General features: G+C 71.2%; 25 protein-coding genes. 10 read left to right on the top strand and 15 right to left on the bottom strand.

Translation table 11 applies throughout. The features are described 5' to 3' along the window. Window positions 1-370 precede the first annotated feature (370 nt). Together VEC03_RS04890 and VEC03_RS04885 are read left to right on the top strand one after the other, a co-directional pair. Window positions 371-1,732: a nodulation protein NfeD gene (locus VEC03_RS04890; protein WP_324913107.1), complete on the top strand. Its 1,362-nt coding sequence runs from the start codon at window positions 371-373 to the stop codon at window positions 1,730-1,732. Window positions 1,733-1,759: 27 nt separating this feature from the next. Beyond that, entirely contained in the window at window positions 1,760-2,530 is a 771-nt protein-coding gene (locus VEC03_RS04885) for a slipin family protein (RefSeq protein ID WP_414708455.1), read from the top strand. Between the two features lie 21 nt (window positions 2,531-2,551). Here the strand turns inward: VEC03_RS04885 and VEC03_RS04880 are convergent, their stop codons facing one another. Then, on the bottom strand, window positions 2,552-3,997 hold the full coding sequence (locus VEC03_RS04880) for a carotenoid oxygenase family protein (protein ID WP_324913106.1): 1,446 nt from the start codon (window positions 3,995-3,997) through the stop codon (window positions 2,552-2,554). Between the two features lie 168 nt (window positions 3,998-4,165). On the opposite strand from VEC03_RS04880, the gene serB reads away from it, so the two are divergent. After that, the gene (gene serB, locus VEC03_RS04875; RefSeq protein WP_324913104.1) at window positions 4,166-4,888 is read left to right on the top strand and encodes a phosphoserine phosphatase SerB; all 723 of its coding nucleotides are present in this window, start codon (window positions 4,166-4,168) and stop codon (window positions 4,886-4,888) included. Window positions 4,889-4,909: 21 nt separating this feature from the next. Here serB and VEC03_RS04870 read toward each other — a convergent pair whose 3' ends face one another. Beyond that, window positions 4,910-7,711, bottom strand: coding sequence for a 7TM diverse intracellular signaling domain-containing protein (locus tag VEC03_RS04870; protein ID WP_324913103.1), 2,802 nt, complete (start codon window positions 7,709-7,711; stop codon window positions 4,910-4,912). 91 nt (window positions 7,712-7,802) lie between these two features. After that, a complete protein-coding gene (locus tag VEC03_RS04865) occupies window positions 7,803-9,077 on the bottom strand; it encodes an MFS transporter (protein ID WP_324913101.1) in 1,275 nt (424 codons plus the stop codon). A 123-nt stretch (window positions 9,078-9,200) separates the two neighbouring features. Here VEC03_RS04865 and VEC03_RS04860 point away from each other — a divergent pair, with 123 nt between their 5' ends. Continuing rightward, window positions 9,201-10,316, top strand: a complete 1,116-nt coding sequence (locus tag VEC03_RS04860) for an ABC transporter substrate-binding protein (protein WP_324913100.1) — start codon at window positions 9,201-9,203, stop codon at window positions 10,314-10,316. 110 nt (window positions 10,317-10,426) lie between these two features. Beyond that, a complete protein-coding gene (locus VEC03_RS04855) occupies window positions 10,427-11,050 on the top strand; it encodes a CDP-alcohol phosphatidyltransferase family protein (RefSeq protein WP_324913098.1) in 624 nt (207 codons plus the stop codon). A gap of 7 nt (window positions 11,051-11,057) precedes the next feature. Here VEC03_RS04855 and VEC03_RS04850 read toward each other — a convergent pair whose 3' ends face one another. From VEC03_RS04850 to VEC03_RS04840, 3 genes are read right to left on the bottom strand one after another with little or no spacing between them, the layout of a single operon-like run. Continuing rightward, complete coding sequence (locus VEC03_RS04850; RefSeq protein WP_324913097.1) at window positions 11,058-11,321, bottom strand: DUF5985 family protein; 264 nt, start codon at window positions 11,319-11,321, stop codon at window positions 11,058-11,060. 3 nt (window positions 11,322-11,324) lie between these two features. Continuing rightward, entirely contained in the window at window positions 11,325-11,585 is a 261-nt protein-coding gene (locus VEC03_RS04845) for a DUF5985 family protein (protein WP_324913096.1), read from the bottom strand. 1 nt (window position 11,586) lies between these two features. Continuing rightward, window positions 11,587-11,970, bottom strand: a complete 384-nt coding sequence (locus VEC03_RS04840; RefSeq protein ID WP_324913094.1) for a hypothetical protein — start codon at window positions 11,968-11,970, stop codon at window positions 11,587-11,589. A gap of 89 nt (window positions 11,971-12,059) precedes the next feature. On the opposite strand from VEC03_RS04840, the gene thpR reads away from it, so the two are divergent. From thpR to VEC03_RS04825, 3 genes are all read left to right on the top strand, one after another. After that, the gene (gene thpR / locus VEC03_RS04835; protein WP_324913092.1) at window positions 12,060-12,590 is read left to right on the top strand and encodes an RNA 2',3'-cyclic phosphodiesterase; all 531 of its coding nucleotides are present in this window, start codon (window positions 12,060-12,062) and stop codon (window positions 12,588-12,590) included. A 133-nt stretch (window positions 12,591-12,723) separates the two neighbouring features. Next, window positions 12,724-13,530, top strand: a complete 807-nt coding sequence (locus VEC03_RS04830) for a DUF6502 family protein (protein ID WP_324913091.1) — start codon at window positions 12,724-12,726, stop codon at window positions 13,528-13,530. Continuing rightward, window positions 13,527-14,846, top strand: coding sequence for a DUF5666 domain-containing protein (locus VEC03_RS04825; protein WP_324913090.1), 1,320 nt, complete (start codon window positions 13,527-13,529; stop codon window positions 14,844-14,846). The genes VEC03_RS04830 and VEC03_RS04825 overlap by 4 nt, the downstream gene beginning before the upstream one ends. Before the next feature lie 36 nt (window positions 14,847-14,882). On the opposite strand, the gene VEC03_RS04820 is transcribed toward VEC03_RS04825, so the two are convergent. The 4 genes from VEC03_RS04820 to trxC form a co-directional block, all read right to left on the bottom strand. Continuing rightward, the gene (locus VEC03_RS04820; protein WP_324913088.1) at window positions 14,883-15,524 is read right to left on the bottom strand and encodes a hypothetical protein; all 642 of its coding nucleotides are present in this window, start codon (window positions 15,522-15,524) and stop codon (window positions 14,883-14,885) included. A gap of 13 nt (window positions 15,525-15,537) precedes the next feature. Further along, on the bottom strand, window positions 15,538-15,888 hold the full coding sequence (locus VEC03_RS04815) for a PilZ domain-containing protein (protein WP_324913086.1): 351 nt from the start codon (window positions 15,886-15,888) through the stop codon (window positions 15,538-15,540). A gap of 53 nt (window positions 15,889-15,941) precedes the next feature. Next, window positions 15,942-16,256 carry a PilZ domain-containing protein gene (locus VEC03_RS04810; protein ID WP_324913085.1) on the bottom strand — a complete coding sequence of 105 codons (315 nt, stop codon included), beginning with the start codon at window positions 16,254-16,256 and terminating at the stop codon, window positions 15,942-15,944. Window positions 16,257-16,384: 128 nt separating this feature from the next. Beyond that, window positions 16,385-16,843, bottom strand: coding sequence for a thioredoxin TrxC (gene trxC, locus VEC03_RS04805; protein ID WP_324913084.1), 459 nt, complete (start codon window positions 16,841-16,843; stop codon window positions 16,385-16,387). A gap of 281 nt (window positions 16,844-17,124) precedes the next feature. Between trxC and VEC03_RS04800 the strand changes: the two genes are divergently transcribed. Continuing rightward, on the top strand, window positions 17,125-18,303 hold the full coding sequence (locus VEC03_RS04800; protein ID WP_324913082.1) for a sialidase family protein: 1,179 nt from the start codon (window positions 17,125-17,127) through the stop codon (window positions 18,301-18,303). A gap of 99 nt (window positions 18,304-18,402) precedes the next feature. Here the strand turns inward: VEC03_RS04800 and VEC03_RS04795 are convergent, their stop codons facing one another. Next, window positions 18,403-20,430, bottom strand: coding sequence for a penicillin-binding protein 1A (locus VEC03_RS04795; protein WP_324913080.1), 2,028 nt, complete (start codon window positions 20,428-20,430; stop codon window positions 18,403-18,405). 184 nt (window positions 20,431-20,614) lie between these two features. On the opposite strand from VEC03_RS04795, the gene VEC03_RS04790 reads away from it, so the two are divergent. Next, window positions 20,615-21,277 carry a class I SAM-dependent methyltransferase gene (locus VEC03_RS04790; RefSeq protein WP_324913079.1) on the top strand — a complete coding sequence of 221 codons (663 nt, stop codon included), beginning with the start codon at window positions 20,615-20,617 and terminating at the stop codon, window positions 21,275-21,277. On the opposite strand, the gene VEC03_RS04785 is transcribed toward VEC03_RS04790, so the two are convergent. The 4 genes from VEC03_RS04785 to VEC03_RS04770 all read right to left on the bottom strand — a co-directional run bounded on the left by VEC03_RS04785 (window position 21,243) and on the right by VEC03_RS04770 (window position 24,337). Then, window positions 21,243-21,839, bottom strand: a complete 597-nt coding sequence (locus tag VEC03_RS04785; protein ID WP_324913077.1) for a DUF2889 domain-containing protein — start codon at window positions 21,837-21,839, stop codon at window positions 21,243-21,245. The genes VEC03_RS04790 and VEC03_RS04785 overlap by 35 nt on opposite strands. Before the next feature lie 2 nt (window positions 21,840-21,841). Continuing rightward, window positions 21,842-22,270: a helix-turn-helix transcriptional regulator gene (locus tag VEC03_RS04780; protein ID WP_324913076.1), complete on the bottom strand. Its 429-nt coding sequence runs from the start codon at window positions 22,268-22,270 to the stop codon at window positions 21,842-21,844. Window positions 22,271-22,435: 165 nt separating this feature from the next. Continuing rightward, window positions 22,436-23,266 carry an MBL fold metallo-hydrolase gene (locus tag VEC03_RS04775; protein ID WP_324913075.1) on the bottom strand — a complete coding sequence of 277 codons (831 nt, stop codon included), beginning with the start codon at window positions 23,264-23,266 and terminating at the stop codon, window positions 22,436-22,438. A 48-nt stretch (window positions 23,267-23,314) separates the two neighbouring features. Next, window positions 23,315-24,337: a BLUF domain-containing protein gene (locus tag VEC03_RS04770; RefSeq protein ID WP_324913073.1), complete on the bottom strand. Its 1,023-nt coding sequence runs from the start codon at window positions 24,335-24,337 to the stop codon at window positions 23,315-23,317. Window position 24,338 lies beyond the last annotated feature (1 nt).

Here is a 24,338-nt window from a genome sequence, read left to right as displayed (position 1 = left end):
AACTCGCTGCGCTCCTTCGTCGCGCTGCTCAAACAGATGCCGCCAGTCAGAGCACGAACGCGCGCCTGCGGCGCGCTGCCCCAGCCCGGAGAAATTTCGCGGCGCCCCACAAATCAGCCCCGCCCGGCGCCACCCGCCGCGGGAACCGATCTGCGGGTGCGAGCCCGACATGAGCACCTGTCGATGCGAACGGTTTCCGGAGATCAGGCGCACAGGCGGGGATCCAGTGCTTTCCTGCAGTCCGCCGAACGCGGAATCCCTGGATTCCCGCCTTCGCGGCAATGACGAAGTCCGGATGCGAAGTCGGGACGGCAATGGTGGCTTGAACGCTGAGCTTGCCTAACCCCTGCCGAGTGTCGAGACTCGGCGCATGAGCCGTGCCCTCCGCCTGCTCTGCCTGCTGGCCCTGTGGCTTGCCCCGCCCTGGGCTTCGGCGGACGAGCCTGTGCGGCCGCCGGTGGTGGTGCTGCAGGTCGATGGCGCCATCGGCCCGGCGAGCGCCGACTACCTGCGGCGCGGGCTGGCGCTGGCGCAGAAAGAGCAGGCGCAGTTGCTGGTGCTGCAGATCGACACGCCCGGCGGCCTCGACGGGTCGATGCGGATGATGATCCGGGACATCCTGTCCTCGCCGGTGCCCGTGGCAGCCTTCGTCGCGCCCGAGGGTGCCCGGGCGGCCAGCGCCGGCACTTACATCCTGTATGCCAGCCACATCGCCGCGATGACGCCGGCCAGCACCCTGGGCGCGGCCACGCCGGTGGCGATCGGCATGCCGGGCGGGCCGCAGCCGAACAACCCCGCGCCGGCCGGCGCGCCCTCCCCCGGCGCCAGCGCACCCGCGGCGCCGGAGGTCGGGGATGCACTGGCGGCCAAGCGCATCTCCGACGCAGCCGCCTACATCCGCAGCCTGGCGCAACTGCGCGGCCGCAACGCCGAATGGGGCGAGAAGGCGGTGCGCGAGGCCCTCAGCCTCGCCGCCCCGGAAGCGCTGCAGCTCAAGGTGGTGGACCTGGTCGCCACCGACCTGCCCGACCTGTTGCGCCAGCTCGAAGGCCGAGAAGTGCGCATGGGCGCTGCGGTGAAGCAGCTGCACACGCGCGACGCGCCGGTGGTGACTTTCGACGAGGACTGGCGCAGCCGCCTGCTCTCGGTGATCACCAACCCCAGCCTGGCACTGCTGCTGATGATGGTCGGCGTGTACGGGCTGATCTTCGAGTTCGCCAACCCCGGCATGGTGGCGCCGGGCGTAGTTGGGGCGATCTGCCTGGTGCTGGCGCTGTTCGCGCTGCAGATGCTGCCGATCAGCTATGCCGGGCTGGCCCTCATCGCGCTGGGCATCGCCTTCCTGGTCGCCGAGGCCTTCCTGCCGAGCTTCGGCGTGCTGGGGCTGGGCGGCGTGGTGGCCTTCGCGTTCGGCTGCGTGATGCTGATCGACAGCGATTCGCCCGGCTGGGGCATCCCGCTGCCGCTGGTGGGCGGGCTGGCCGTGATGACCGCGGCCTTCGTCCTGCTGGTCGTCGGCATGGCCGCCCGCGCACGGCGCCAACCGGTCGTGACCGGCGTGCAGACGCTGGTCGGCGCCGGCGGCGAGCTGGTGGAGTTCGCGGACGGCCAGGGCTGGGCGCTGGTGCAGGGCGAGCACTGGAAGGTGCGCGGCCCGCCGCAGCTGCGGGTGGGCGATCGCGTGCGCGTGAGCAGCCTGCACGACGGCGTGCTGGACGTGGTGCCGGCCTGAAGCCGGCCAGCCGGGAAGGAGAACGGGATGATTGCTGGCGGCATCGGCTTCGGCCTCGTGGTGGTCCTGGTCGTGGCGTTCCTGGCGAGCGCCCTGCGCATCCTGCGCGAGTACGAGCGCGGGGTGGTGTTCCAGCTCGGTCGCTTCTGGAAGGTCAAGGGGCCGGGCCTGGTGATCCTGATTCCCGGCATCCAGCAGCTGGTGCGCGTGGACCTGCGGGTGGTGGTGATGGACATCCCCAGCCAGGACGTCATCTCGCGCGACAACGTGTCGGTCAAGGTCAACGCGGTGCTGTACTTCCGCGTGGTCGATCCGGAGCGGGCCATCATCCAGGTCGAGCGCTATCTCGAGGCCACCAGCCAGCTGGCGCAGACCACCCTGCGCGCGGTGCTGGGCAAGCACGACCTGGACGACATGCTGTCCGAGCGCGAGCGGCTGAACCTCGACATCCAGAAGATCCTGGACGCGCAGACCGACACCTGGGGCATCAAGGTCACCAACGTGGAGATCAAGCACGTGGACCTGAACGACACCATGGTGCGCGCCATCGCGCGGCAGGCGGAGGCCGAACGCGAGCGCCGAGCCAAGGTGATCCACGCCGAGGGCGAGCTGCAGGCCTCGCACAAGCTGGCCGAGGCCGCCGCGGTGCTGGCGGCGCAGCCGCAGGCCCTGCAGCTGCGCTACCTGGAGACGCTGACGGTGATCGCCGGCGACAAGAACTCCACCATCGTCTTTCCGTTGCCGGTGGAACTGATCGGTCCGCTGCTGAAGGGGCTCCCCGGCGCGCCCGAACGCTGAGGCGTCCCGGCGGACGCGGGCTCAGGCCGGCCCGTTCCAGGCGGCGTGGAATCCGAACGGCACCACCTGCGGCAATTCCAGCGTGGCGAGGCACTGCATCGATGCGGCGTCCAGCACCGCCAGCACCGTGCCCGCGTCACCATCGGCCAGCGTCGGCACCAGCAGGACACCATCCTCCTCGTCGCCGGAGCCGGGGCGATCGACCATCAGCGGTTCCATCTGCACCGCGCCTTCGGGGCGCTGCCAGGTGCCGGCGACGCTCGCGCCATCCAGGTCCAGCTTGACCGTGCGATCGAACATCGGCGCCTGTCCGGCCGGATCCAGCCCTGCGCCCCAGGCAAATCGGGCCCGGCTGCGGCTATAGCGCGAGCCGTGCACCGCCGGCAGTTCGACCCTTTCCGCCAGCCGCTGCGGCAACGCCGCTGTGGCGCCGGCGGCCAGCCGGTACCGGACGACCTCCAGCGACGATGCGGGGGGCCGCCCCGCACGCAGGCGGTCCAGGCGCAGGTCCGCAAAGATGCCGTCGCCCCAGGTGCACAGGTCCAGCACGGTGTCGTCGCCGTCCTCCCAGGCCTGCACGGCGTGGAAGGCCATCATGGGCGGCACCGTCCAGGTCTGCACCCGGCCATCGGCGCGCGAGATGCGGTGGATGCGCGAGCCACCCTCCGGCTCCCAGGCGAACTTGTCCATGTACGGCGAGCCGCTGAACATGAACCGGAACATGTGCGCGCGCAACGCCGGCTCCCACACCAGCACGTGCTGCGGCGTCAGCGCGAAGGCATGGAGGTAGCCCGGCTTGCCGACCGGGATGCGGGCCAGCACCTCGCGGCGGCGGCTGCCCGGCCGCACGCGGAACACCTTGTAGCTGCAGTGCGGGCCGAACTCGGCGCCCACGTTCCAGTAGGTGCCGTCGGCCTCGGTGATGCCGTGCGCGGACATCAGGTGCAGCGGCTCGTGGTCCTCGAAGGCGAAGCGGCCGACGGTCTCCAGCGTGTCCGGATCGAACTCGGTCAGCAACGGCGTCTCGGTCTGGGCCACCCAGCGGCCGTCGATGCGCGACATCACCACGGCGCCGTTGTCGGTGACGCGCGGCTGGCGCAGTTGCCGCAGGCGCTGCCACCAGGGCTGCGGCTCCGGGGAGCCGAATCCGCCATACGCGGGGTGCCCCGCTTCCAGGCTCTCGAGGTAGTCGCGGCTGCGCAGGAAGCGGCTGCGGTAGCTGGCACCGCCCGGGGCGATGCGCACCCGGTGCAGCATGGCCAGCCCGTCGAACCAGTGCGCGTAGCTGCCGTCGGGCAGGTCCCACAGGGCCGGGCCGTTCAGCAGCAGGTCGCCGCGCAGCCAGTCGGGCAGTGAACCGCGCACGGCCACGCCGGCATCGTCGATCTCGCGGGCGCCGCTGGCCAGGCCCCTGAGCTTGCCGGCCAGGGCGACGGCGCGGGCTTCGGCGGGATGGTGGGCAGTCATGGCAGCTCCTTGCGGGCCGGTGCAGGCGGCCCGGGCGGCCGCATCATCCGCCTGCCGGCAGGCCCTGCCAAGGGCGGTTGCAAACCGACAACCGATGACCGCGCCGCGGCCGTGGCGGCTCGGCAGCGATCCGGGCCGTTGCCGCACAGATGGGACAATCGCCCCATCATGAGCACCCGAGAATTCGCACCCGGCCTTGCCATCCAGGGCTTCATGCCGCCCCTGAAGCTCAGCGACTTCAAGCTCGCCGTCTTCGACATGGACTCCACGCTGATCAACATCGAATGCGTGGACGAGATCGCCGATGCGGTCGGCCTCAAGGACGAGGTGGCGGCCATCACCGAGGCGGCCATGCGCGGCGAGATCACCGACTACAAGGAAAGCCTGCGCCGGCGCGTGAAGCTGCTGCGCGGCGTGACCATCGCCGACATGGAGCTGGTCTATACCGGTCGGCTGCAGCTCAACCCGGGAGCCGAGCGGCTGGTCCAGGCCTGCAAGGCGGCCGGCCTGAAGACGCTGCTGGTCTCGGGCGGCTTCACCTTCTTCACCGACCGCATCCGCGACCGTCTGGGGATCGACTTCACCCGTTCCAACGTGCTGGAGGTCGAGTCCGGCCCCAACTGCGGCCAGCTCACCGGCCGCATGGTCGACCAGCCCTGGGGCGACATCTGCGACGGCGCGGAGAAGCGCAAGATGCTGCTGGAAACCTGCGAGCAGCTCGGCATCAGCCCGCGCCAGGCGATCGCCATCGGCGACGGCGCCAACGACCTCCCGATGATGGGCGAGGCCGGCCTCTCGGTGGCCTACCACGCCAAGCCCAAGGTGCGCGAGCAGGCCATGGTGCAGATCAACGAAGGCGGGCTGGACCGCCTGCTGGAAGTCTTCGGCTGATCCCGGCGGGCCCGGGGGCCTTCAGGCCGCGGCTTCGGCCGCTTCCATCTGCAGCGGCAGGCGCACCGTGAAGGTGGTGCCCACCCCCAGTTCGCTGGCCGCCTCGATGCGTCCGCCGTGGGTCTCCACGGCGCTGCGCGCGATCGCCAGGCCCAGGCCGGTTCCCTGGATGGCGCCGGCGTTGCTGGCCCGATGGAAGGACCCGAACAGGTCCTCCATCTCCTGCGGCGGGATGCCGATGCCGCGGTCGCGCACCTCGAACACCATCTCGCTGCCTTCGCGGCGCACCGCGAACCCGATCCGGCCACCCGCCGGGGAATACTTCACGGCATTCGAAAGCAGGTTGGCCAGGATGTGGCGCAGCAGGTGCGGATCGAACACCCCGCGGCCCGCGTCCTCCCCCCACTCCAGGTCGACCTCGCAGGCGCGCTCCGGGTGCTGGGCCCTCGCCTTCTCCACGAGCTGGCGGCACAGGGCGTGCAGGTCCACCTCGACCGGGTTGAAGGCCAGCAGGCCGGCATCGGCCCGGGCCAGCACCCCCACGCGGTCGAGCAGGCTCGACATGCGCTGGGTCGCGGCGCCGATCGCATCCAGCGCCTGCCGCCGGGCTGACGCCTCCAGGCTGTCGTCGCGCAAGCGGGCCTGGGCCGAGCGGATCGCCGCCAGCGGGCTACGGAACTCCCGGCTGGCAACGGCCACGACCCGGGCGCGCAGCTCATTGAGCTTGCGCTGCTGGTCGAGCGCGCTGCGCACCTCGGCCTCCCAGGCCTTGCGCTCGGTGATGTCCAGGAAGGTCCAGACGACGCCGGAATCGGGGTCGTGCGCGCGCACGCAGCTGCCGCCCATCTGCACCCACAGCAGCTCGCCGTCGCGCCGCCGCACCTGGTGCTCGCACATGTAGGCGTTGGTGGCGACCAGCGCGGCGCGGGACACTTCACCGAACCGCTCCCAGCCGCTGTCGTCGGCGTGCAGGTAGCGCGAGGACTGGCCGATCAGCACCTGCCGCGGATAGCCCATCATGCGGGCGAACTTCTCGTTCACCCACTCGTGCTGCCGGTTGACCGAGAGCACGATGCCGACCACCGCGTTGTTGAGGACGGCCTCGCGCTCCGACATGGTGACGCGCAGCTGCTCCTGCAGCTGCTTGCGCTGGGTGATGTCCATGATCACCCAGACCGTGCCCCCGCTCAGGTCGCGCCCGTTCACGGCCTTGCCCGACAGGTGGATCCAGATGCGCGTGCCGTCGAAGCGCTGCACCTGCAGTTCGCGCTCGAAGGTTTCGCCGCGTGCCACGGCGCGGGCCGAATCCCCGCCCACCTCCAGGTACTGCTCGCGCGACAGGTAGAAGGGCTCCATCGAGGTCACCTTGCGCTTGCCGGCACCGAACATGTCCAGCATGGCCTTGTTGCCCCACTTGAGCCGGCCTTCCGGCGTGAGGAAGGCGATGCCCACGATCGAGTTCTCGAGCACGATCTCGCGTTCCTGCAGCGCCTCCTTGATGCGGGCCTCCGATTGCTGCAGCGACTGCACCATCGCATGCTCGGCGGCGATGCGCGCCTGCGCCGCCGCCTTGAAGCGGCGGGCCACGTTGATGCGGTCGCCCAGCGCGAACGACAGCAGCACCATCTCGAGCGCCGATCCGATCAGCAGGGCATTGGAGGTCAGTGCGTTCGACGGCAGCAGCCCGGTGTCGTGCATCGCCAGCGTTCCCACGCCGAGCAGCAGCAGCGCCCAGGCGGTGAAGAACCAGCGCGCGCCGGCGAACTCGTGCCGGATGCTGATGCAGCCGATCACGGCCATGGTGACCACGCTGACCACCGCCAGCACCAGCACCATGTAGGCCGACACCACGTAGGGCAGGACCAGTGCCGCCAGCAGGGCCAGGCCCCATCCCGCCAGTTCGGCGAGCATCAGCCGGTCCAGCCTGGGCATGCGCGCGGCGCTGGAGAGGAAATCGCGCGCGAACAGCAGGCCGAAGATGGCGGCGGCCGACAAGCCGACCGGCACCGACACGGCGTTCCACCAACCGGCGCCGGGCCACAGGTACTGCGCGCCCAGACCGCTGAGGGCGGCCTGCCCCAGGCCCATGGCGGCGGCAAAGGCCACGTAGTACAGGTAACCCGGCTCGCGCACCGAGACGAACAGCAGCAGGTTGTACAGGAGCAGCCCCAGCAGCAGGCCGAAGTAGAGGCTCAGCAGCGAATAGGCGCCCTGGTCGTACTGCGCCAGGGCGGCCGGCTGCCACAGCCGCGCGGGCACGACGACCGTTCCGGCGGACTGCACCCGCAGGTACAGGGTGGCCGAGGTGCCGGGCAGCAGGCGCACCGGGAACACGTGGTTGCGGTGCGCGACGGCGCGGGCGACGAACGGCACGCTGTCGCCGCCGGCCGCGCGCTCGTAGCCGAATGCGAGGTCGGGCGAGAACACCTCGATGCGGTCCAGCGGCGGGTAGGCCACCTCCAGCAGCCAGTCGCGCGGGGCGCCCAGCGGGACCTGCACGGTCGCCTTCAGCCACCAGGCCGAGCGGCTCATGCCGAAGTTGGCTCCCACGCCCGAGGCCGGGACCGGCTGGAAGCGGGATTGCGCCGCGGCTTCCCGGACGTCGTCGAAGCGCAACTGGCCCGAGGGGTCCTCGAGGTAATGGAAGACCGGCGACAGGTCGTAGCTCTCGCCGCCGCCCAGCACGAGGTCGACCGCCCTGGCCGGCGTAGCCATCGCGAACAGCAGGCAGGCCAGCGCACAGCACCAGCGCCAGATCCCAGGGACGCCCCAGGGCGCAAGCGGCAGGAGCAGTCGGCGATCCGGGTCGGAACCAGCGCGCATGGCCGAGCCACTATAGCAACGCGTCGGTGGCGCGCCGGGCGACGCGAAGGCCGCCGGACGGATGGTGGGCACCGCGGCGCCAGCGGCGGCGTCAGCCGGCCCGCGCGCGGGCCAGGCTGTGCACCCGGTGCAGCAGGAACAGCACGATCGAGAGATTGATCACATTCCAGCCGATGCCGTTGAGGAAGGCGGCGCGGTAGGACCCGGTCAGGTCGAACACCGCGCCCGACATCCAGCCGCCCAGCGCCATGCCGAACAGCGTCGCCATCAGCACGGTGCCCATGCGCGCGCCCGCCTCCGCCGGCGAGAAGTGCTGCCGCACGATCAGCGCGTACGAGGGCACGATGCCGCCCTGGAACAGGCCGAACATCGCCGACACCAGGTACAGCGACACCAGCCCGTCGAACGGCAGGAACATCAGCAGCGCGATCCCCTGCAGCACCGATCCGAGCAGCAGCGTCTTGAGGCCGCCGATCCGGTCGGAGATCCAGCCCGAGGCCAGCCGGCTGATCACGCCCATGCCCAGCATGACCGCCAGCATCTCGGCACCGCGCGCGGCACCGAACCCGAGGTCGGTGCAGTAGGCGACGATGTGCACCTGCGGCATGGACATGGCGACGCAGCAGGCCACGCCGGCCACGCACAGCAGCGCCTGGGCCGTCGCCGGGCTCAGGCCCATCGGCCGGCTGGTGCCAGCCACTGCCGCTGCGGCTGCTTCGGAAGCGTGCGACTGCACCGGCTCGGGCGCGGGCGGCCGCGGCCGCAGGAACCAGGCCAGCGGCAGGATCGTCAGCAGGCAGAAAACGCCCATGCCGACGTAGGTCTGGCGCCAGCCCACGCCGTCGATGAAGTGCTGCATCACCGGCGGCCAGACCGCGCCGGCCACGTAGTTGCCGCTCATGCAGATCGCCAGCGCAGTGCCGCGGCGGCGGTCGAACCACTGCGAGGTGTCGGAGACCAGCGGGGCGAACGTCGCCGAGGTCCCCAGCAGCCCGATCAACACCCCCTGCGCCAGGCCGAACGTCCACAGCCCGGGCGCCAGGCCGGCGGCGATGAAGCCCGCGCCCAGCGCGACCCCGCCGACCGCGACGGGCACCAGCACCCCGAAGCGGTCGGCCATCCGGCCCATGAGCACGCCGCCGATGCCGAAGCCGATCATGGTCAGCGTGTAGGGCAGCGAAGCGGCGCCCCGGTCGATGCCGAATTCCGACTGGATGGCCGGCAGCACCACGGTGACGGAGTACATGCCCGAGCCGCCTATGGTCATGAGCAGCAGCGAGACGGCGAGGCGCCACCAGGCATAGGGGGATTCGACGGCGTGGCGGGCGGAAGCGGAGGGCAGGCCCAGGGCGGCGGTTCGGTCCATCCGCGGATTGGAACACCGACGCGGCATAGTGCGCAGGCGGGCTCCGCGCGTAGGCAGTTTCCACGATAGCGGACGGCAGGGCTTTGCTATCTTCACCGGGTCAGTACGGAGAAGGAAAACGCCATGAAGAAACTGCGCGCCATTGCCGCGTGGCTCGCACTCGCAGCCCCGCTCGCGCACGCCGCCCCCATCGTCGTCGGCCAGGTCGCCGCGATGACCGGACCGGAGGCCAGCCAGGGCCGCGCCTACGCGGTGGGCATGCAGCTCGCGTTCGACAGCGTCAATGCCGCCGGCGGCGTCAACGGCCACGCCTTCACCCTGGTGCGCAAGGACGACGGCGGCCGGGCCGACGACACGGTCCCCGCCACCCGCCAGCTGCTGGCCGACGACAAGCCCATGGTGCTGGCCGGCTACATGGGCAGCCGCAACGTGGGCGAGCTGCTGCAGTCCGGGCTGCTGGAGAAGGAGCGCATCGCGCTGGTCGGCTACCGCACCGCCGAGATCCGCCCGGACAAGCCCTGGGTGTACAGCGTGCGGGCCGGCCTGCGCGACGAGTTGAACAAGCTCACCGAGCACCTCGCGACCATCGGCATCAACCGGCTCGGCCTGTTCTACGAGGACGGGCCCGGCGCGCCGGCCTTGATCGCCGCAGCCGACGAGGCGGCCGCCAAGACCAAGGTGAAGATCATCGCGCGCGGGTCCTACGCGCCCGGCGGGGCGGCCGTGGGCCCGGCGGTGGACCAGCTCCTGAAGCAGACGCCGCAGGCCATCCTGATGGTGTCCAGCGGCGCCGCCGCGGCGGCCTTCATCGAGCAGTACCGCGGCAGCGGCGGCACGGCCCAGCTGTTCGCGCACTCCGGCGCCGACATCGAGCAGATGTCCAAGCGCCTGGGCGAGGAGCAGATGCAGGGCGTGGCCATCGCGCAGGTCACGCCCAGCCCGTACAAGATCTCCAACCGGCTCGCCAAGGAGTTCACCGACCTGGTCGAGAAGACGCCCAAGCTGGAGGTGCCGGTGAGCTACGCCATGATGGAAGGCTTCATCACGGCCAAGGTGATCGTCGAGGCCGTGCGGCGCCAGGGCGCGCGGCCCTCGCGCGAGGGCATGGCCACGGCGCTGGATGGCATGGACCGGGTGGACCTGGGCGGCTACCTGATCGGCTTCAAGCCCGGCATGCGCACCGGTTCGCGCTTCGTCGAGCTGTCCATCATCAGCGGCAGCGGCCGGATCCGCCAGTAGCGCGGCCGACCCCGGCACTCCGTCGGACACTGACTACAAGGTCCCGTGCCGGGGGACGACCGGCCCCGGCGGCAGCGCCGCCTAAGGTGGAGCCAGCCCGCTCCCCCGCCATGCAGCAGACCGTCCGCCACTTCTCCATGCTGCGAGGCTTCCACCTCGCGGACTTCTTCACCCTCGGCAACGCGGCCTGCGGCGTGGGGGCGGTGTTCCTGGCCATGCTGTACCTCGCCACGGGCGACAGCACGCATTTCCTGGCGTCGGCGGCGCTGGCGCCGGCCGCGTTCGCCTTCGACGTGCTGGACGGCCGGATCGCGCGGGCCCGCCACGAGCATTCGCCGCTGGGCCGCGAACTGGACTCGCTGTCCGACGTGATCTCCTTCGGCGTCGCCCCGGCCGCGCTGGGGTTCGCCGCCGGCCTGCAGGGCGGCTGGGACGCGGTGGCCCTGATCTACTTCGTCTGCTGCGGCGTGAGCCGGCTGGCCCGCTACAACGTCACCGCCGAATCGATGTCCGGGGCCGGCGGCAAGGTGGCCTACTTCGAGGGCACGCCCATTCCCACCAGCGTGCTGCTCACGGCCGTGCTGGCCTGGGCCGCCTGGCAGGACCGGCTGGGCCCTTCGCTGTACGGCGGCTCCACGCGGTTGGGGCCGTGGGAGCTGCACCCCCTCGCGCTGCTGTTCGTGCTGTCGGGCACCTTGATGGTGAGCAAGACCCTGCGGATTCCGAAGCTCTAGGTCGAAGTCACTTCGCGCGCCGGCGCTGGTTCTTCTGCAGGATGGCGACGACGATCAGCCCGTAGGCCACCACCCGAAGCAAATAGAAGAGCGGCTCCAGTTCGCTGGCCGCGAACAGCAGGGCCAGCGCCACCCGGTTGCCGGCCTCCAGCCAGAACGAGAGCGCGAACCAGAGGAAGAAGGTGTCCTGGGTGGTGCGCCAGAAACGGAAGAAGAACAGGCCCGCCACCAGCGAGCCCATGGCGATGGCGCCCATCAACATCTGGTCCATGCCCTACTCCTCCTCCCACACCAGGCCGAACAGCAGCAACAGCACGGCCGCCAGCGCGGCCCACAGGCGCCAGCTGCTCAGGTCCACCTCGGTCGGGTACACCACCTTGTCCACGACCAGCATGAAGTTGTTCAGCGTCATCCCGGCGAAGCACAGCGCCGCCCAGAACAGCAGCCGGTGGCCGCCACCTTTCCAGCCCCGGAACAGGAGCACGAAGCAGGTCAGGCTGGTCAGTGCGCACAGTGCATATACGACCGCGGCCATCTCAATCGTCCTTTCTCCAGCGGAACGCGTCCGCGAATTGCCTGGCTTTCTTGTCGACCGTCGAATGGATCAGCCCGCTGACGCCGACCAGGTCGGCGGCGTACTGGGCCGCCGCCCGGTCGAGCATCTCGCCGAGTTCCGGCGTCGCCGGCCGGTACTGGCAGCCGCCCGTCGCGCCGGCGACTGCGATGCCGGCGCTGGACAACTGCTGCAGCAACTCGGCCGCACGCTGCTCCGGCAGGTACAGGCGGCGTGCGACGTCGGCCGCGCTCCACTCATGGGCTGGATCGCCGCGCAACAGCAGCACGGCCTCCAGGTAGGGGACCGACGGGATGCTGGTGAGGATGAAACGCCGCAAGTCCGCGGGCAGGTCGTGCTGGGTCACGGGACCGGCATGGGTGAAGGGACTGACATGAAGCCGGGGACTCTAACAATTCAAGCTCTGCTTGTGGGCTCATCCGTGGAATGAATCGCATGGCGTCGGACGTTCCCACCGCACGTCTCTTCCTGGCCCTGTGGCCGCCACCGGAGGTCCGGCTGCGCCTGGAGGCCCTGCAGCAGGGCTGGTCCTGGCCCCCGCGCGCAGCACCGGTGCGCGCCGACAGGCTGCACCTGACGCTGCACTTCCTCGGCAACGTGCCCCTGGAGCGGCTCGACGCGTTCGCGCACGCGCTGGACGTCCCCACTGAGCCGCTCGCGTTGGACCTAGCCGGTGCGACGCCCCGGTTGTGGCCAGGGGGCCTCGCGGTGCTGGAGTTCGCACCGCCACCGGCACTGCTGCGGCTGCATGCCGCGCTGGCCGATGCGCTGACGGGGCTGGGCTGGCCGGTGGAGTCGCGGCGTTACCGTCCGCACGTGACCCTGGCCCGGCGCGCGGCGGGCGCACGGCCGCCATCCGAAGGCGCGCCGGCGCCGGCCTGGTGGCACGCCGACAGGGGCTACGTGCTGGTGCGCAGCAGCCCGGCGCGCGGCTATGAAGTGCTGCGGTCCTACGCCCATCCGTGAACCTGCCTCGGCAGTTCCCGCCTCTTCATGGCCCGTTCGGACTATGCAGGCCCCCGGAAGGGCCCCATGCATGGGAAAAACGCTCACGGGACGCAGCGCGCCAGGCAGTGAACGGCGCCTGCGGTCCGCCTCCATGCAAGACCGGATTTCCTGGGCCCAGTCAGCCTGCGCGCGCGTCATGCGCCCTCTCGTGCGACTCGCGCTCGGGATGGGGTTGAAGCACCCCCATCTCGAGAGCATGCTGCGCGACCTGCTGCTGGACGAAGCCACGCGCCTGTGGCAGCAACAGGGGGTCGCGGCGCCGAACATCAGCCAGCTGGCCGTGACCACGGGCCTGAACCGCAAGGACGTGACGGCGCGGGTGCGCCGGCCCGCCGATCCCCTGCCCCATACCGAGCTCTCCGCGGCGGCCAAGACCTTCACGCGCTGGCTGCAGCTGGCCAGCCGCGATCCGGCCCTCCTGCGGCTGCCCATCGCGGGCGGCGACGAGGGCCTGTCCTTCGAGGAGGTGGCGCGCGAGGCGAGCCGCGGCGACGTGCACCACCGCGCCGTGCTCGATGAGCTGATGCGGCTGGGCATGGTCGCCAAGGCCGATGCCAACCACGTCGAACTGACCGCCGAAGGCTTCGTGCCCACCGCGGACCTGCAGACCACGCTGGCGTTCCTCGGCGACAACCTGCGCGACCACGCGGCGGCGGCCGTCTCCAATGCCCTGGGCGAGGCGCCGCTGCTGCTGGAACGCGCCGTCTTCGCCGAAGGCCTGGGCGAGGCCGACTGCGACGCCGTGCACCAGTGGATGCGCGAGCGCTGGGCGGCCCTGCACCGTGACCTGGTCAGCCAGCTGAGCGAAGCCCTCACCCGCAGTGGCGCGCAGGGGTCGCGCCGCCTGCGCGTGGGCGTCTACGTCTATCACGCCGAGCGCGAAGGAGAGGCCGAATGACGCGCGCCGGCCGTTCCCTGTTCGCGCTGCTGCTCGCGGCGCTGCTGGCCATCCCGGGCTGCGGCGGCGGCGGATCGGGCACGCTGCCCGGCGTCTTCATGGAGGGGGCCGGCGGCGGCCCCGGCGGGCCTGCCGGCGGCACGGGCGGCGACGGCGGCATCGGCGTCGCCGGCATCGGCTCGGGCGGGACCGGCATCGGCTCCGGCGGCACCGGCATCTCGGGTGAGGGCGTGGGCTCCGGCGGCACCGGCGCGGTGGCCGACGGCGGCAGCATCGGCTCGGTGGACGGCTTCGGCAGCATCATCGTCAACGGCACCCGCTTCGAGATCGACAGTGCCCAGCTGCTGCTCGAGGATGCGCCGTCCCTGCGGCTGGGCATGACGGTGCGGGTCACCGGTACGCTCAGTGCCGATCTCGCCACCGGCACGGCCAGCCTGGTGCTGTCGGCCGCCGAATTGCGCGGCCGCGTCGCCGACCTCGACGCCGCAGCCGGCCGCTTCAGCGTGCTGTCGGTGCCGGTGGCCACCGACCCGTCCACGGTCTATGCCGGCGGCCTGCGTTCGCTCGCCGACGTGCGTCCCGGCGATGCCGTCCAGGTGCACGGCATGCCCGGCCTCGGCTCGCAGCTGCGCGCCACCCGGATCGAGCTGCTGGCCACCGACGCGCCGCCGGTGCTGTCCGGACCGGTGCAGGCGCTCGACACGGCGCAGCGCACGTTCAGCATCGGCAGCCAGCGGGTGCGCTATGCGGCAGCGGACTTCCTCGGGGTCTGGCCGGCCACCGGCCTGGCCGAGGGCCAGGCGGTGCGGGTTCGCGCACGCAGCGCCGGCGATCCGCTGGAAGCGACCTCGGTGGAGCTCCTGTACCCCTTGCCCGCGAGCGCAGCTGGCCGGTTCTCGCTCGGGGGCGTGATCACCCGGGCGTCCGGGCTGGCCGACCTGCAGGTCGATGGCGTGCCGGTGGATGCCTCCGCGGCCCGCATCTCAGGCGGTCCTGCCCGCGAAGTGCTGCCCGGGGCCCGGGTGGAGGTCGCCGGGACGCTGCGCGACGGCGTGCTGGTGGCCACGCGGCTGAAGCTGCGCCACGCGCCCTCGGCGCCGGCCGAGGCCCCCTTCAGCGCGAGCGGACCGATAGGCGCCTTGCGCTCGCCGGCCGATTTCCGTGTCCGGGGCCAGCAGATCGATGCCGGTTCGGCGGACGTGCTCTACGTGAACGGCTCGGCCGCGGACCTGGCCAATGGCCGCCAAGTCCAGGTGAGCGGCTCGCGCGTGGTCGACGACGTGCTGCTGGCCGAGCAGATCGAGTTCCTGCCCTGATCACGCGCTGGCGCCCAGGTCGCGGTCGGCCTGCCGCTACCGGTCTTCGGCGCCGGGTTGGGTGGGTTCGAAGTCGGGCTGCGCGTCCTCGGCGGCCGGGGTGCCTTGCAGGGCCGCATCGCGGATCGCGAACAAGGCCTGCAGGTCTTCCTCCACGTCGTCCTCGGGCGCGGGGCCGGATGCGGCCGCGGCCCGCGGTGCCTCGTGGGCCGCGGCAGGGGCGGCGCCGGGCGCCGTCACCCGCCAGTCGCTCGCGCTGGGCATCTCGCCGGCGCTGGTGGAGGTGATGGCGGCGAACTGCCAGGAAATGCTCAGCAGCCATTCCCAGGCCCGCGGATCGAACTTCTCGATCTCGGCCATGAAACTGGACTGGAAGGACGGGATGTAGGTCAGCAGGCTGCCCTGGCCCTGCCGCACGACCAGCTGCACGTGCAGGCCGCTGCGCTTGCGGCGCGAGACCACCGGCAGCATGCGCACCTCCAGCCAGTCGGACGGAACGGCATGGCGCCGCATCGTCTCGCGCAGGGTGACCTGGACCAGCTCGCGGCGCACGGCCGTGCGGGCGGCCGGGTCGGAATCCGGCCCGCCTCCGCTGTCCTGGAAAGCGGTGGCGGACGGCGGCACGGATGGCGCACCGCTGCGCGGTTCCGTCTTCAACAACCTGTCGAGCAGCCCCATGGTGGGCGCATTATCACGCGCCCGGTTCCTCCGGCCCATCAGGGCCTTCATCGATGAACGCCGTCGCCAGCCGGGCGCCGATGGTGAAGCCGCCCGCGCAGGCCGCGCAGCGCACCACCACCGCCTCGCAGCGCAGCGGGTAGTTGTGGCCGTCCAGCAGGTACTCCACGGTCAGGTCGATGCGCTCGCCGACGGCGTAGGGCTGGCGCGAGGTGAAGGACAGCCCGCTGACGCTCACGTCCCGCGTGATCCCGGCCTGTCCCTGCCCCACCGTCATCGGCAGTTCCATCTCGAAGCGCTCGGCGCCGCGCTTCTCCTGGAGCCGGCCTAGCGGCACCACCACCCTGGGTTCGCTCGTTGCCATGTTCTGCTCTCCCGTTGGCCGTCCGAAGTCGGCACCATCGCGCGCCCCTGGCCTCAGCCGGTGCCGCCTTCCTGCGGCACCGCGTCACGGAACAGGGGCTCGCTGAGGCGCACGGCGATGTTGAAGTTCTCGCCGGCCCGCTCCACCCGCACCACCTCGCCGCGGCAGTCCAGGCAGAAGTCCCGGTCTCCGGCCCGGTATTGCAGCGTCAGGGAAACGAGGGCGCCCAGCACGGGCGCCGCAGGGCATTCCAGCAGCACCCCGGTCGCGCTGATGTCATGGCTGGCGCATTCCTCGCCTTCCATGGTGATCGGCAGTGCGATGCCGAAGCGCTCGGCCGACCGCTGGCTGGGCTGTCCGTCCTGCATTCCGTTGCTCCCTGGACGCCTGATGGCGCATCCGTCGCAGCGTAGGCGGTGCGCGCCGGCCATTCGTGTAGGAGGGGGGCGTAACAAGCTGTCGTCGCACGCAACGTGCTGAAAGCCCCCCTGGCTGATCAGTGCGGCGCCGCGACGGCCGAGGCGTGCGCCCGGGCCCAGCGCGCGATGTCCTCGGCCCGCGTCAGTGCCCCCGGCTGGCGGGCCACTTCCCGACCGCCGATGAACAGCGCGAGCGTGGGAATGCTGCGGATGTTCAGGCGGCCCGCAAGCGCCTGCGCATCCTCGGTGTTGACCTTGGCGACGCGCATGTGTGGCTCCAGCAGCGCCGCCGCCTGTTCGTAAGCGGGCGCCATCACGCGGCACGGGCCGCACCAGGGTGCCCAGAAGTCGACCAGCACCGGGACCTGGCTGCGCTGCACCTGGCGCTCGAAGCCGGCTTCGTCCAGTTCCAGCGGGCGCCCTTGGAACAGCGGCTGCCCGCATTGCCCGCACGCCGGCGACCGGTCCAGGTGCGCCGCCTGGAGGCGGTTGGTAGCCCGGCAGGCGGGGCAGACGACGTGCAGCGTGTCATTCATTTCGCGCACGTAGGGCCTGCCCATCGGATTGCAAGCGGGTAACCGGACCGCGGCATCCGCACGCCCCATGCGGGGGTCAATGGCTCCGTCAGGCCAGGCGTTGACACAACTTGCAATCGGCAGAGTTCTGGCAAGGAAGTTCTCCTACACGGACACGCTCCAAACCGGCAAGCGCAGCCATTCGAGTGCGCAGAGCATCCGTTTCGACGTGTTTCGACCGCGTCATCAACGCAACTTGGAGGCTCCAGATGAACAAGGGATCGACGAGAACCAGAGTCGTGGTGACGGCCGCAGTGGCCGCCATGTGGCTCAGCGCATGCGGTGGGGGTGGTGGCGGTGGCGACGACACCGCCGCGGCACCGAACCCGCCGGCCGCCGGCACACCGGCCCCGGCCCCGGCCCCCGCCCCGGCGCCAGCTCCGGCCCCGGCTCCGGCACTCGGCCTGAACTGGACCGCGCCCGGCCCGACTGATGTGTGGCATTCGCTGTCGTCGAGCGACGATGGCCAGGTGATCGTGGCGGGACAGGCCCAGGCCGGCGACATCCCCAACAGCATGCTGAGCCTGTCCACCGACGGCGGCCAGACCTGGTCCGATCCCGCAGGCCTCCCGGGTGCGATCTGGATCGCCTCCGACGTCTCGGGCGACGGGAACCGCATCGTCGTCGTCAACCTGGCGGGTGGCATCTTCCTGTCCAATGACCGCGGCGCCACCTTCAACGCCGTTCCGCTGCCCGCTGGCGTGGTGTCGCCGGACTTCGAGGGCGTCACCATGTCGCAGGACGGCAGCCGCATCGCCGCCGTGGCGATGAACGGTCCCGTCATCGTCGGCAACGTCGACGGGGCCGGCACGGTCACCTGGGTCACCCCCACCACTGCGGCGCCCACGGCCGGCTGGCGGTCCATCGACAGCTCGAACAACGGCCAGGTGATCGTGGCCGTCGGGCAGGACCCCGTGGCCTCCATCTCGACCGACGGCGGCGTGAACTGGGCCGCCATGCCGGTGGCCGTGGGCACCCCGCCCGTGGCCGTGACGAACCAGGCCTGGTACCGCGTGAAGGTGTCCGGCGACGGCAACACCATCGTCATGGTCGCCAACGGCTTCGGCGGGTCTTCCGGTGACGGCATCTACGTCTCCAAGGACCAGGGTGCGACCTTCACGCTGGCGCACACGCTGGTCGCCGACTACTCGGGCATCGCGATGTCGGCCGACGGCGGCGTGATCGCGGTGACGCATTCGGACAATGCCGACGCTGCCGGCGCCGGCCAGATCCTGATGTCGAGCAACGGCGGCACGACCTTCGCCCCGGTGACGGTGAGCGTGGGCGGCACGCCGGTCACGGACGCCTTCTGGCGTTCCATCACCATGTCCGCGGATGCGACCCGCATGGCCGTGGCCGCCGGGCGGTTCATCGACAACGTCACCGGCGGAATCTACGTGTCGGAAGGAAGCCGCCCGTAAGCGTCCTCACCGCTGTCACCCTTCAGGGAGGGCGACCGGAGCCGGGCCGAAAGGCCCGGCTTTTTCGTTGCTGCGTGTCCCGTCCGATGGCACGGGCGATCACTGGAAGATCTTCAGCACCTGGTCGATCACGTCCTTGACCAGTTGCTCGACCGGATCGCGCGGCGGCTGCCTGGGCTTGGGCCGCGGCCGCGGGATGTCCCACTCGGCGCCGGCATCGATCCACTTGCGGTTGAGGGTCTGCTGGAAGAAGTCGCCCACCATGGGCAGCGCGCTGCGCGCGCCCGTGCCCCAGCTGTCGGCCATGGTGACGCGCGCATCGTTGAAGCCCACCCAGGCACCGGCGACCAGTTGCGGGTGCATCAGGATGAACCAGGCGTCGGTGTTGTCCTGGGTGGTGCCGGTCTTGCCGGCCACGTCCGCCTGGATGCCGTAGCGGCTGCGGATGGCACTGCCGGTGCCCTCGTCCACCACGCCGCGCATGGCGTTGACCAGCGCCAGCGCGCGCGGCTTGGGCATCGCCTGCTTCGACTGCGGCGGCACGAAGGCGTCGAGCACCTTGCCGCTGGCGTCCTCGATGCGCAGCACCAGCAGCGGGTCCATCCAGCGGCCGTTGTTGGCCAGCGTGGCGTAGGCCGAGACCATCTCGCGCAGGGTGACGGGGCTGGTGCCCAGCGCCAGCGACGGCACGGCCTGCAGCTCGCTGTCGAGCACGCCCATGTCGCGGGCGAGCTGCGCCACCTTCTGCGGGCCCACGCGCGCCATGAGTTGCGCCGTGATCGAGTTGCGCGAATGCACCAGGCCCTCGCGCAGGGACCAGGGCCGGTTGGTGGGCGCGGTCGCGTCGCGCGGACTCCAGACCTGGCCGTCCTCGCCCTGCAGCGCCACCGGCTGGTCCAGCAGCGTGTCGGTGGGCCGCCAGCCTTCCATGAATGCGGCCGCATAGACGAAGGGCTTGAAGGTGGATCCGGGCTGGCGCCGGGCGCGGTTCACGTGGTCGAACTGGTCCACCCGGAAGTCGCTGCTGCCCACCCAGGCCAGCACGTGGCCGTTGCGCGGGTCCATGGCCATGAAGCCGGCCTCCAGGCGCTCGCGCTCCTGGCCGGCCTTGCGCCGGCGGTCGGCCAGCGGCTGCAGCTGCGCGAGCTGGCGCGCGACCGCCTGGTTGGCGGCCTTCTGCAGCCGCGTATCGAGCGTGCTGCGCACCACCAGCCCGTCGGCGTGGATGTCGTAGCCCTTGCGGTCGGCCCAGGCGATCAGCCACTTGCGCACCTGTTGCGCGACGTGCGGCGCCGGCCCGAGCGGCTCCTGCTGGCGCTCGAAGTCGATACGCAGGGGCCGCTTCGAGAGCTCCTGCGCGCGTTCGGCCGGCAGCTTGCCGCGGCGCGCGAGCTGGGCGAGCACGACGTTGCGGCGCTGGCGCGCCCGGTCGGGATTGAGCACCGGGTTGTAATAGCTGGTGCCCTTGAGCATGCCGATCAGGGTCGCGCTCTCCAGCAGGTCCAGCTCGCTGGCCGACTTGTCGAAGTAGGTGCGCGCGGCCATCTCGATGCCGAAGGCGTTGTAGAGGAAGGGCACCGTATTGAGGTAGGTCTCCAGGATCTCCTGCTTGCTGTAGACCGCCTCGATCTTCAGCGCGGTGATCGCCTCCTTGACCTTCCGGTGCAGCGTGGGCGAGCGCCCGATCTCCTCCGGGTACAGGTTGCGCGCCAGTTGCTGGGTGATGGTCGATCCGCCCTGCCGGTCGCCGCGAAGGGTGTTCCACATCGCCGCGGCGGTGCGGTACGGATCGATGCCGTGGTGTTCCCAGAAGCGGTGGTCCTCGGTAGCGATCAGCGCCTGCACGACCGCGGGGGCCACCCGGTCCAGCGGCACCCACCGGCGGTGCACGCGCTGGTAGCGCGCCAGCACCACGCCGTCGGCCGACACCAGCACCGCCGGCGCCTCGACCTTGGCCTTGCGCAGGTTGGCGATCCCCGGCGTGAACGGCACCACCAGCAGCACGTACAGCAGCACCAGCGCAGGCAGCAGCAGCGCCGCCCGCCACGGGTGGCGCCGCAAGGCGCGCACGCCAGCCCGCAGCCACGCCGCCGCGACGGCCAGCCCCTGCCGCATGGCCGGGTTCATGGTCCCAATCTAGGGCCGCCCGCGGCCCCCCTTTGTAGGACCGCAGCGCCCCGCGGGGCACGACCCGCGGCACTTTCCGCTTGACGAAGGACCGGGTCGAGTGCAGCCTTGTCGACCCTGTCCGACACGGGCTGCTGCGCGCGACCACCAGAATCGCCGCACACCCACGAGAACTCCAACACCCATGGCGCCCTCCGATCCCCGCGCCGGCCCGGCGGCCGGATCCAACGTCCTGCCTGCCGGACCGGCCCCGTCGGGGACGCGACGCGACCGCATCGAGTTCCTGCGCGGCTTCCTGCGCCATCCGGCCCAGGTCGGCTCGGTGGTCCCGAGCTCGCACCGGCTGGAGCAGCGCCTCGTCCGCAGCGCAGGCATCCGGGAGGCACGCACCGTGGTCGAGCTGGGCCCCGGAACGGGCGGCACCACGGCCGCCTTCCTGCAGGCCATGGGAGCCGCCGCTCGCCTGCTGGCGATCGAGCTGGACCCGACCTTCCATCGCCACCTGTGCGCTTCATTGCACGATTCCCGGCTGCTGCTGGAACTGGGCAGTGCAGAACGGCTGGACGAGATCCTGGCCGCGCGCCGGCTGCCCGCGCCGGACGCGATCGTGTCCGGCATCCCGTTCTCCACCATGCCGCCCGAGGTGTCGGACCGTGTCGCCGCGGCCATCGCGCGGGTGCTGCGGCCGGGCGGGCGCTTCGTGGCCTACCAGGTCCGCGCGCATGTCGCCGGTTTCGCATCCCCCTACCTCGGCCAACCGGACAAGCGCTGGGAGTGGATCAACGTCCCGCCGGTGCGGGTGTTCACCTGGGTCAAGCCGGAGGATCCTTCCGGCGCAGCGGCTTGAGCGGCTGGCCGAAGAACTGCGGGTAGTAGCGCGCCGTCACGGCGCCGTCGGGTGCCCACGCGATGCAGCGGCCCAGATGGTAGGGCGGCTCGGTCGCCGCTTCGCCGCCCTGCCCCGCCAGGCGCCGCTCGCGCTCCTGCCACGGGAAGATGGTCTGGTAGGCCGCGGTGGCCATGTTGAAGAGCAGTTCGCGCAGGTGGGTGCAGCCGCGCACCCCGCCCAGGGCCCGCTCGATGGCCTGCCGCCAGCCGGGACCCAGCCGCGCGCCGACCATCCGCTGCATCGGATCCTCGCCCTGGATGCATTCGCCGAATGGGGTGTGGTCCATGGCGACGGCGATCGCCCGGATGGTCATGGATTCGTCCACGGTGACGCGGATGGCCATCTGGTGGATGGGCCGGCCCGGCGGCATGTCGGTGCCGTCGGAGCGCTGGAAGCCGTAGGTCTTGGTGTCGGACAGTTCGCCTTCGATGTCCCACAGGCCGTCGTCGCGCAGGAATCCCCGGTAGGTGACGGCGCGGGTGTGCAGGTGCCGCCGCGGGGCGGGTTCGGGCAAGGGCATCGTCAGGCCGCCAGCCGCGCCATCGCGTCGCGCTTGCCCATCTTGCGCAGGGACGCGATGGCCTCGAGCTGGCGCGGACGCGGGCGGGTCTTGCCGCTCTCCCACTTGTAGACCGACAGGGCCGACACGCCGAGGATCTTGGCGACGGCAGCCGCCGACAGCCCGAGGCGCTGGCGCTGCGCCGCCAGGCCCTTGGCGGAAAAGCGCAGGGCCGGCTTGTCCTCCTCGGCCTGCGCCGCGGGCGCCGCGCGCCCAGCGCTGCGCGCCTGCTTGCGCACCTGCCGTTCGAGCGCCTCCATGCGGCGCTTGAGCTGGGCGATCTGGCTGCGGTACTGCGCGACCGACTTCTTCAGCTGGGCCAGCTCGGCGCGTTGCTGCTTGCGCGCCACGCGTGCGATTTCCTCTTTCAGGACGGTGCCGATGTTTGCCATGGAACCTTGTTCCTCTTGTATGTGACAGCGCTGCGATCGTCGCCGCATTCCGCTGACGGGCCGGTCGCCCCCCAAGGCACGCATCTTATCCGCAGCAGCCGGGCGGAAGTTTGCAACGGCCCCACGCGCGGCCGGCCCGGGCGTATACCGCGGGTGGCCCGCGCGTCAGCCGCCGACCGCCCGCAGCACCGGCCGCAGCTGCCCGCTCTGCACGTCGATCTGCGAGTGGGGCAGCTGGTAGTTGCGGTCGTCGAACAGGTCCACGCCGACCGACAGCTGCTCGATCCAGTCGAAGAAGTCGCCGATCGCCGCCTTGCCCTCGATCGGCGCGCCATGCTGCGGCACCAGCATGGACACCGGCAGCTGCCGCGCCATGCGCACCCACATGCGCAGGATCTTGTTGGACACCATGTAGCGGCGGTGGAAGCCCTCCATCTTCGGGATGTGCGGCGCGAGTTCGCGCACGGGCTTCTGCGCGTCGGCCCCGCTCCCCAGCGACACGCCCAGGTCGCCGGTGAAGAGGATGCGGCTGACCGGATCCCAGAAGTGGAAGTTGCCTTCGGCGTGCATGAAGTGCGCCGGCAGCAGCCACAGTTCCGTCTTCCCCAGCGGGAGGCGGCCGCCGGCGTCGGGTACGCCGATGATGCGTTCCGTGGTCTTGCCCGCCTTGGTGAAGTACGGGGCGAAGCGCTCCCACAGCCGCGAGATCACCAGCCGCGCCCGGGTCGAGGTGAGCCAGCGGTCCAGGGACGCGATGATGTCCGGGTCGCCGTGCGAGGCGATCAGGTAGCTCAGGTTCTGCGGCGGGAAGAAGCGCGACATCGCCAGGTACAGCTCGTTGTAGCCGTTGTTGCCGCCCGGGTCGATCAGCGCGCCCTGGCCGTGGTCCACGATGAGGAACTGGTTGGCCTGCACCGCCTGGCCGTCCTCCTCGACCAGGTCGGTGAACATCAGGCAGGCGTGGTCCCTGTTCCGGAACAGCTCGACGGGGGACATGGTGGGCTCCTTGGTGGTTTCGAATCGGGGGGTGGCGCGGCGAACGGTTCAGTCGTCCAGCACGCCTTGCAGTGACTGGGCAGCGCTGCTGTTGGCCGCCTCGCGCCCGCGGGCGAGGTGCGGCTCGATCGCGGCCCACACCGAGGCGGCCGCATCGGGCGCAGCGGTCACGGCTTCGTAGTCGAGGTCCAGCTCGCACGTCAGCTGGGCCAGCGGTGCATGGGCGTCGGGACGGGCCGACACGCCCAGCAGCACCGGCCGCACCGGGGCATGCGCACAGGCCAGTGCTGCCTTGTGCAGCAGGCGGATGTCGGCCGCCGGCTCGCCCGAGAGCAGCACCACCACATGCGAGTAGTCCGGCACGAACGCGCGAGTCAGCGGCAGCGCCAGGCCGCGGCGCGCCATCGCGATCACGCGCATGATGCGCGACCCTTCGACGAAGTCGACGTAGTCGGTGGCGACGTCCAGGTCCTGCGCCCCTGCGAAGCGGCGGTGCACCACCTCCTGGCCGCTGCGCTGCGCCAGCCAGAGCACCAGTTGGAACGCCGCCAGTCCGCGGGCCGAGCACACCAGCACCCGCTGGAACGCCTCGGGATCGGCCTGCTGCGCGGCGCCCGGATGGCGCAGCGGCGTGGACAACTGGCGCCAGACGGCCGGCGGCGAGTACTGGCGGCCGGCGTCCATCTTCTTGCGCAGCAACTCGACCCGCCGGGTCATGTCCTGCGGCCCGTCGTCGCACTGCACGATGGCCATGGACCAGGGACCGGACAGCAGCCTCGGTCCGCGGCTGGCGTGGACGATGCGCAGCGAGTGGTGGCGCACGTCGTTGGCCACCCGCTCCATCAGCTCACGCAGCGCGGGGCCGGGGCCTTCCTTCCACTGGACGAACCAGCCCGATTGGTGCAGCAGTGCCGTATGGACGCCTTTGGGCTCGTTGTGGCGGACGGCGGAGGCCCGGATGCTCTCCATTTGCGCGTACACCGGGCCGCAGATGTTCGCCTGGCTGGCATAGACGATGCGCGCGACGGGGAGGGAGGGAGAAACCGTCTGCGCGTTGTGGTTTTCATGCACG

The sequence above is a fragment of the Ramlibacter sp. genome (genome assembly GCF_035627355.1).
Lineage (GTDB): Bacteria > Pseudomonadota > Gammaproteobacteria > Burkholderiales > Burkholderiaceae_C > Ramlibacter.
Note: the sequence above shows the minus strand (reverse complement) of the source record. Positions and strands in the feature narration are given on the sequence as shown.

Bases quoted from the DNA above. Each gene is read 5' to 3' on its own strand.
- VEC03_RS04890 (WP_324913107.1), top strand. From the start codon at position 371: ATGAGCCGTGCCCTCCGCCTGCTCTGCCTGCTGGCCCTGTGGCTTGCC.
- VEC03_RS04885 (WP_414708455.1), top strand. From the start codon at position 1,760: ATGATTGCTGGCGGCATCGGCTTCGGCCTCGTGGTGGTCCTGGTCGTG.
- VEC03_RS04880 (WP_324913106.1), bottom strand. From the start codon at position 3,997: ATGACTGCCCACCATCCCGCCGAAGCCCGCGCCGTCGCCCTGGCCGGC.
- serB (WP_324913104.1), top strand. From the start codon at position 4,166: ATGAGCACCCGAGAATTCGCACCCGGCCTTGCCATCCAGGGCTTCATG.
- VEC03_RS04870 (WP_324913103.1), bottom strand. From the start codon at position 7,711: ATGCGCGCTGGTTCCGACCCGGATCGCCGACTGCTCCTGCCGCTTGCG.
- VEC03_RS04865 (WP_324913101.1), bottom strand. From the start codon at position 9,077: ATGGACCGAACCGCCGCCCTGGGCCTGCCCTCCGCTTCCGCCCGCCAC.
- VEC03_RS04860 (WP_324913100.1), top strand. From the start codon at position 9,201: ATGAAGAAACTGCGCGCCATTGCCGCGTGGCTCGCACTCGCAGCCCCG.
- VEC03_RS04855 (WP_324913098.1), top strand. From the start codon at position 10,427: ATGCAGCAGACCGTCCGCCACTTCTCCATGCTGCGAGGCTTCCACCTC.
- VEC03_RS04850 (WP_324913097.1), bottom strand. From the start codon at position 11,321: ATGGACCAGATGTTGATGGGCGCCATCGCCATGGGCTCGCTGGTGGCG.
- VEC03_RS04845 (WP_324913096.1), bottom strand. From the start codon at position 11,585: ATGGCCGCGGTCGTATATGCACTGTGCGCACTGACCAGCCTGACCTGC.
- thpR (WP_324913092.1), top strand. From the start codon at position 12,060: ATGGCGTCGGACGTTCCCACCGCACGTCTCTTCCTGGCCCTGTGGCCG.
- VEC03_RS04830 (WP_324913091.1), top strand. From the start codon at position 12,724: ATGCAAGACCGGATTTCCTGGGCCCAGTCAGCCTGCGCGCGCGTCATG.
- VEC03_RS04825 (WP_324913090.1), top strand. From the start codon at position 13,527: ATGACGCGCGCCGGCCGTTCCCTGTTCGCGCTGCTGCTCGCGGCGCTG.
- VEC03_RS04820 (WP_324913088.1), bottom strand. From the start codon at position 15,524: ATGGGGCTGCTCGACAGGTTGTTGAAGACGGAACCGCGCAGCGGTGCG.
- VEC03_RS04815 (WP_324913086.1), bottom strand. From the start codon at position 15,888: ATGGCAACGAGCGAACCCAGGGTGGTGGTGCCGCTAGGCCGGCTCCAG.
- VEC03_RS04810 (WP_324913085.1), bottom strand. From the start codon at position 16,256: ATGCAGGACGGACAGCCCAGCCAGCGGTCGGCCGAGCGCTTCGGCATC.
- trxC (WP_324913084.1), bottom strand. From the start codon at position 16,843: ATGAATGACACGCTGCACGTCGTCTGCCCCGCCTGCCGGGCTACCAAC.
- VEC03_RS04795 (WP_324913080.1), bottom strand. From the start codon at position 20,430: ATGAACCCGGCCATGCGGCAGGGGCTGGCCGTCGCGGCGGCGTGGCTG.
- VEC03_RS04790 (WP_324913079.1), top strand. From the start codon at position 20,615: ATGGCGCCCTCCGATCCCCGCGCCGGCCCGGCGGCCGGATCCAACGTC.
- VEC03_RS04785 (WP_324913077.1), bottom strand. From the start codon at position 21,839: ATGCCCTTGCCCGAACCCGCCCCGCGGCGGCACCTGCACACCCGCGCC.
- VEC03_RS04780 (WP_324913076.1), bottom strand. From the start codon at position 22,270: ATGGCAAACATCGGCACCGTCCTGAAAGAGGAAATCGCACGCGTGGCG.
- VEC03_RS04775 (WP_324913075.1), bottom strand. From the start codon at position 23,266: ATGTCCCCCGTCGAGCTGTTCCGGAACAGGGACCACGCCTGCCTGATG.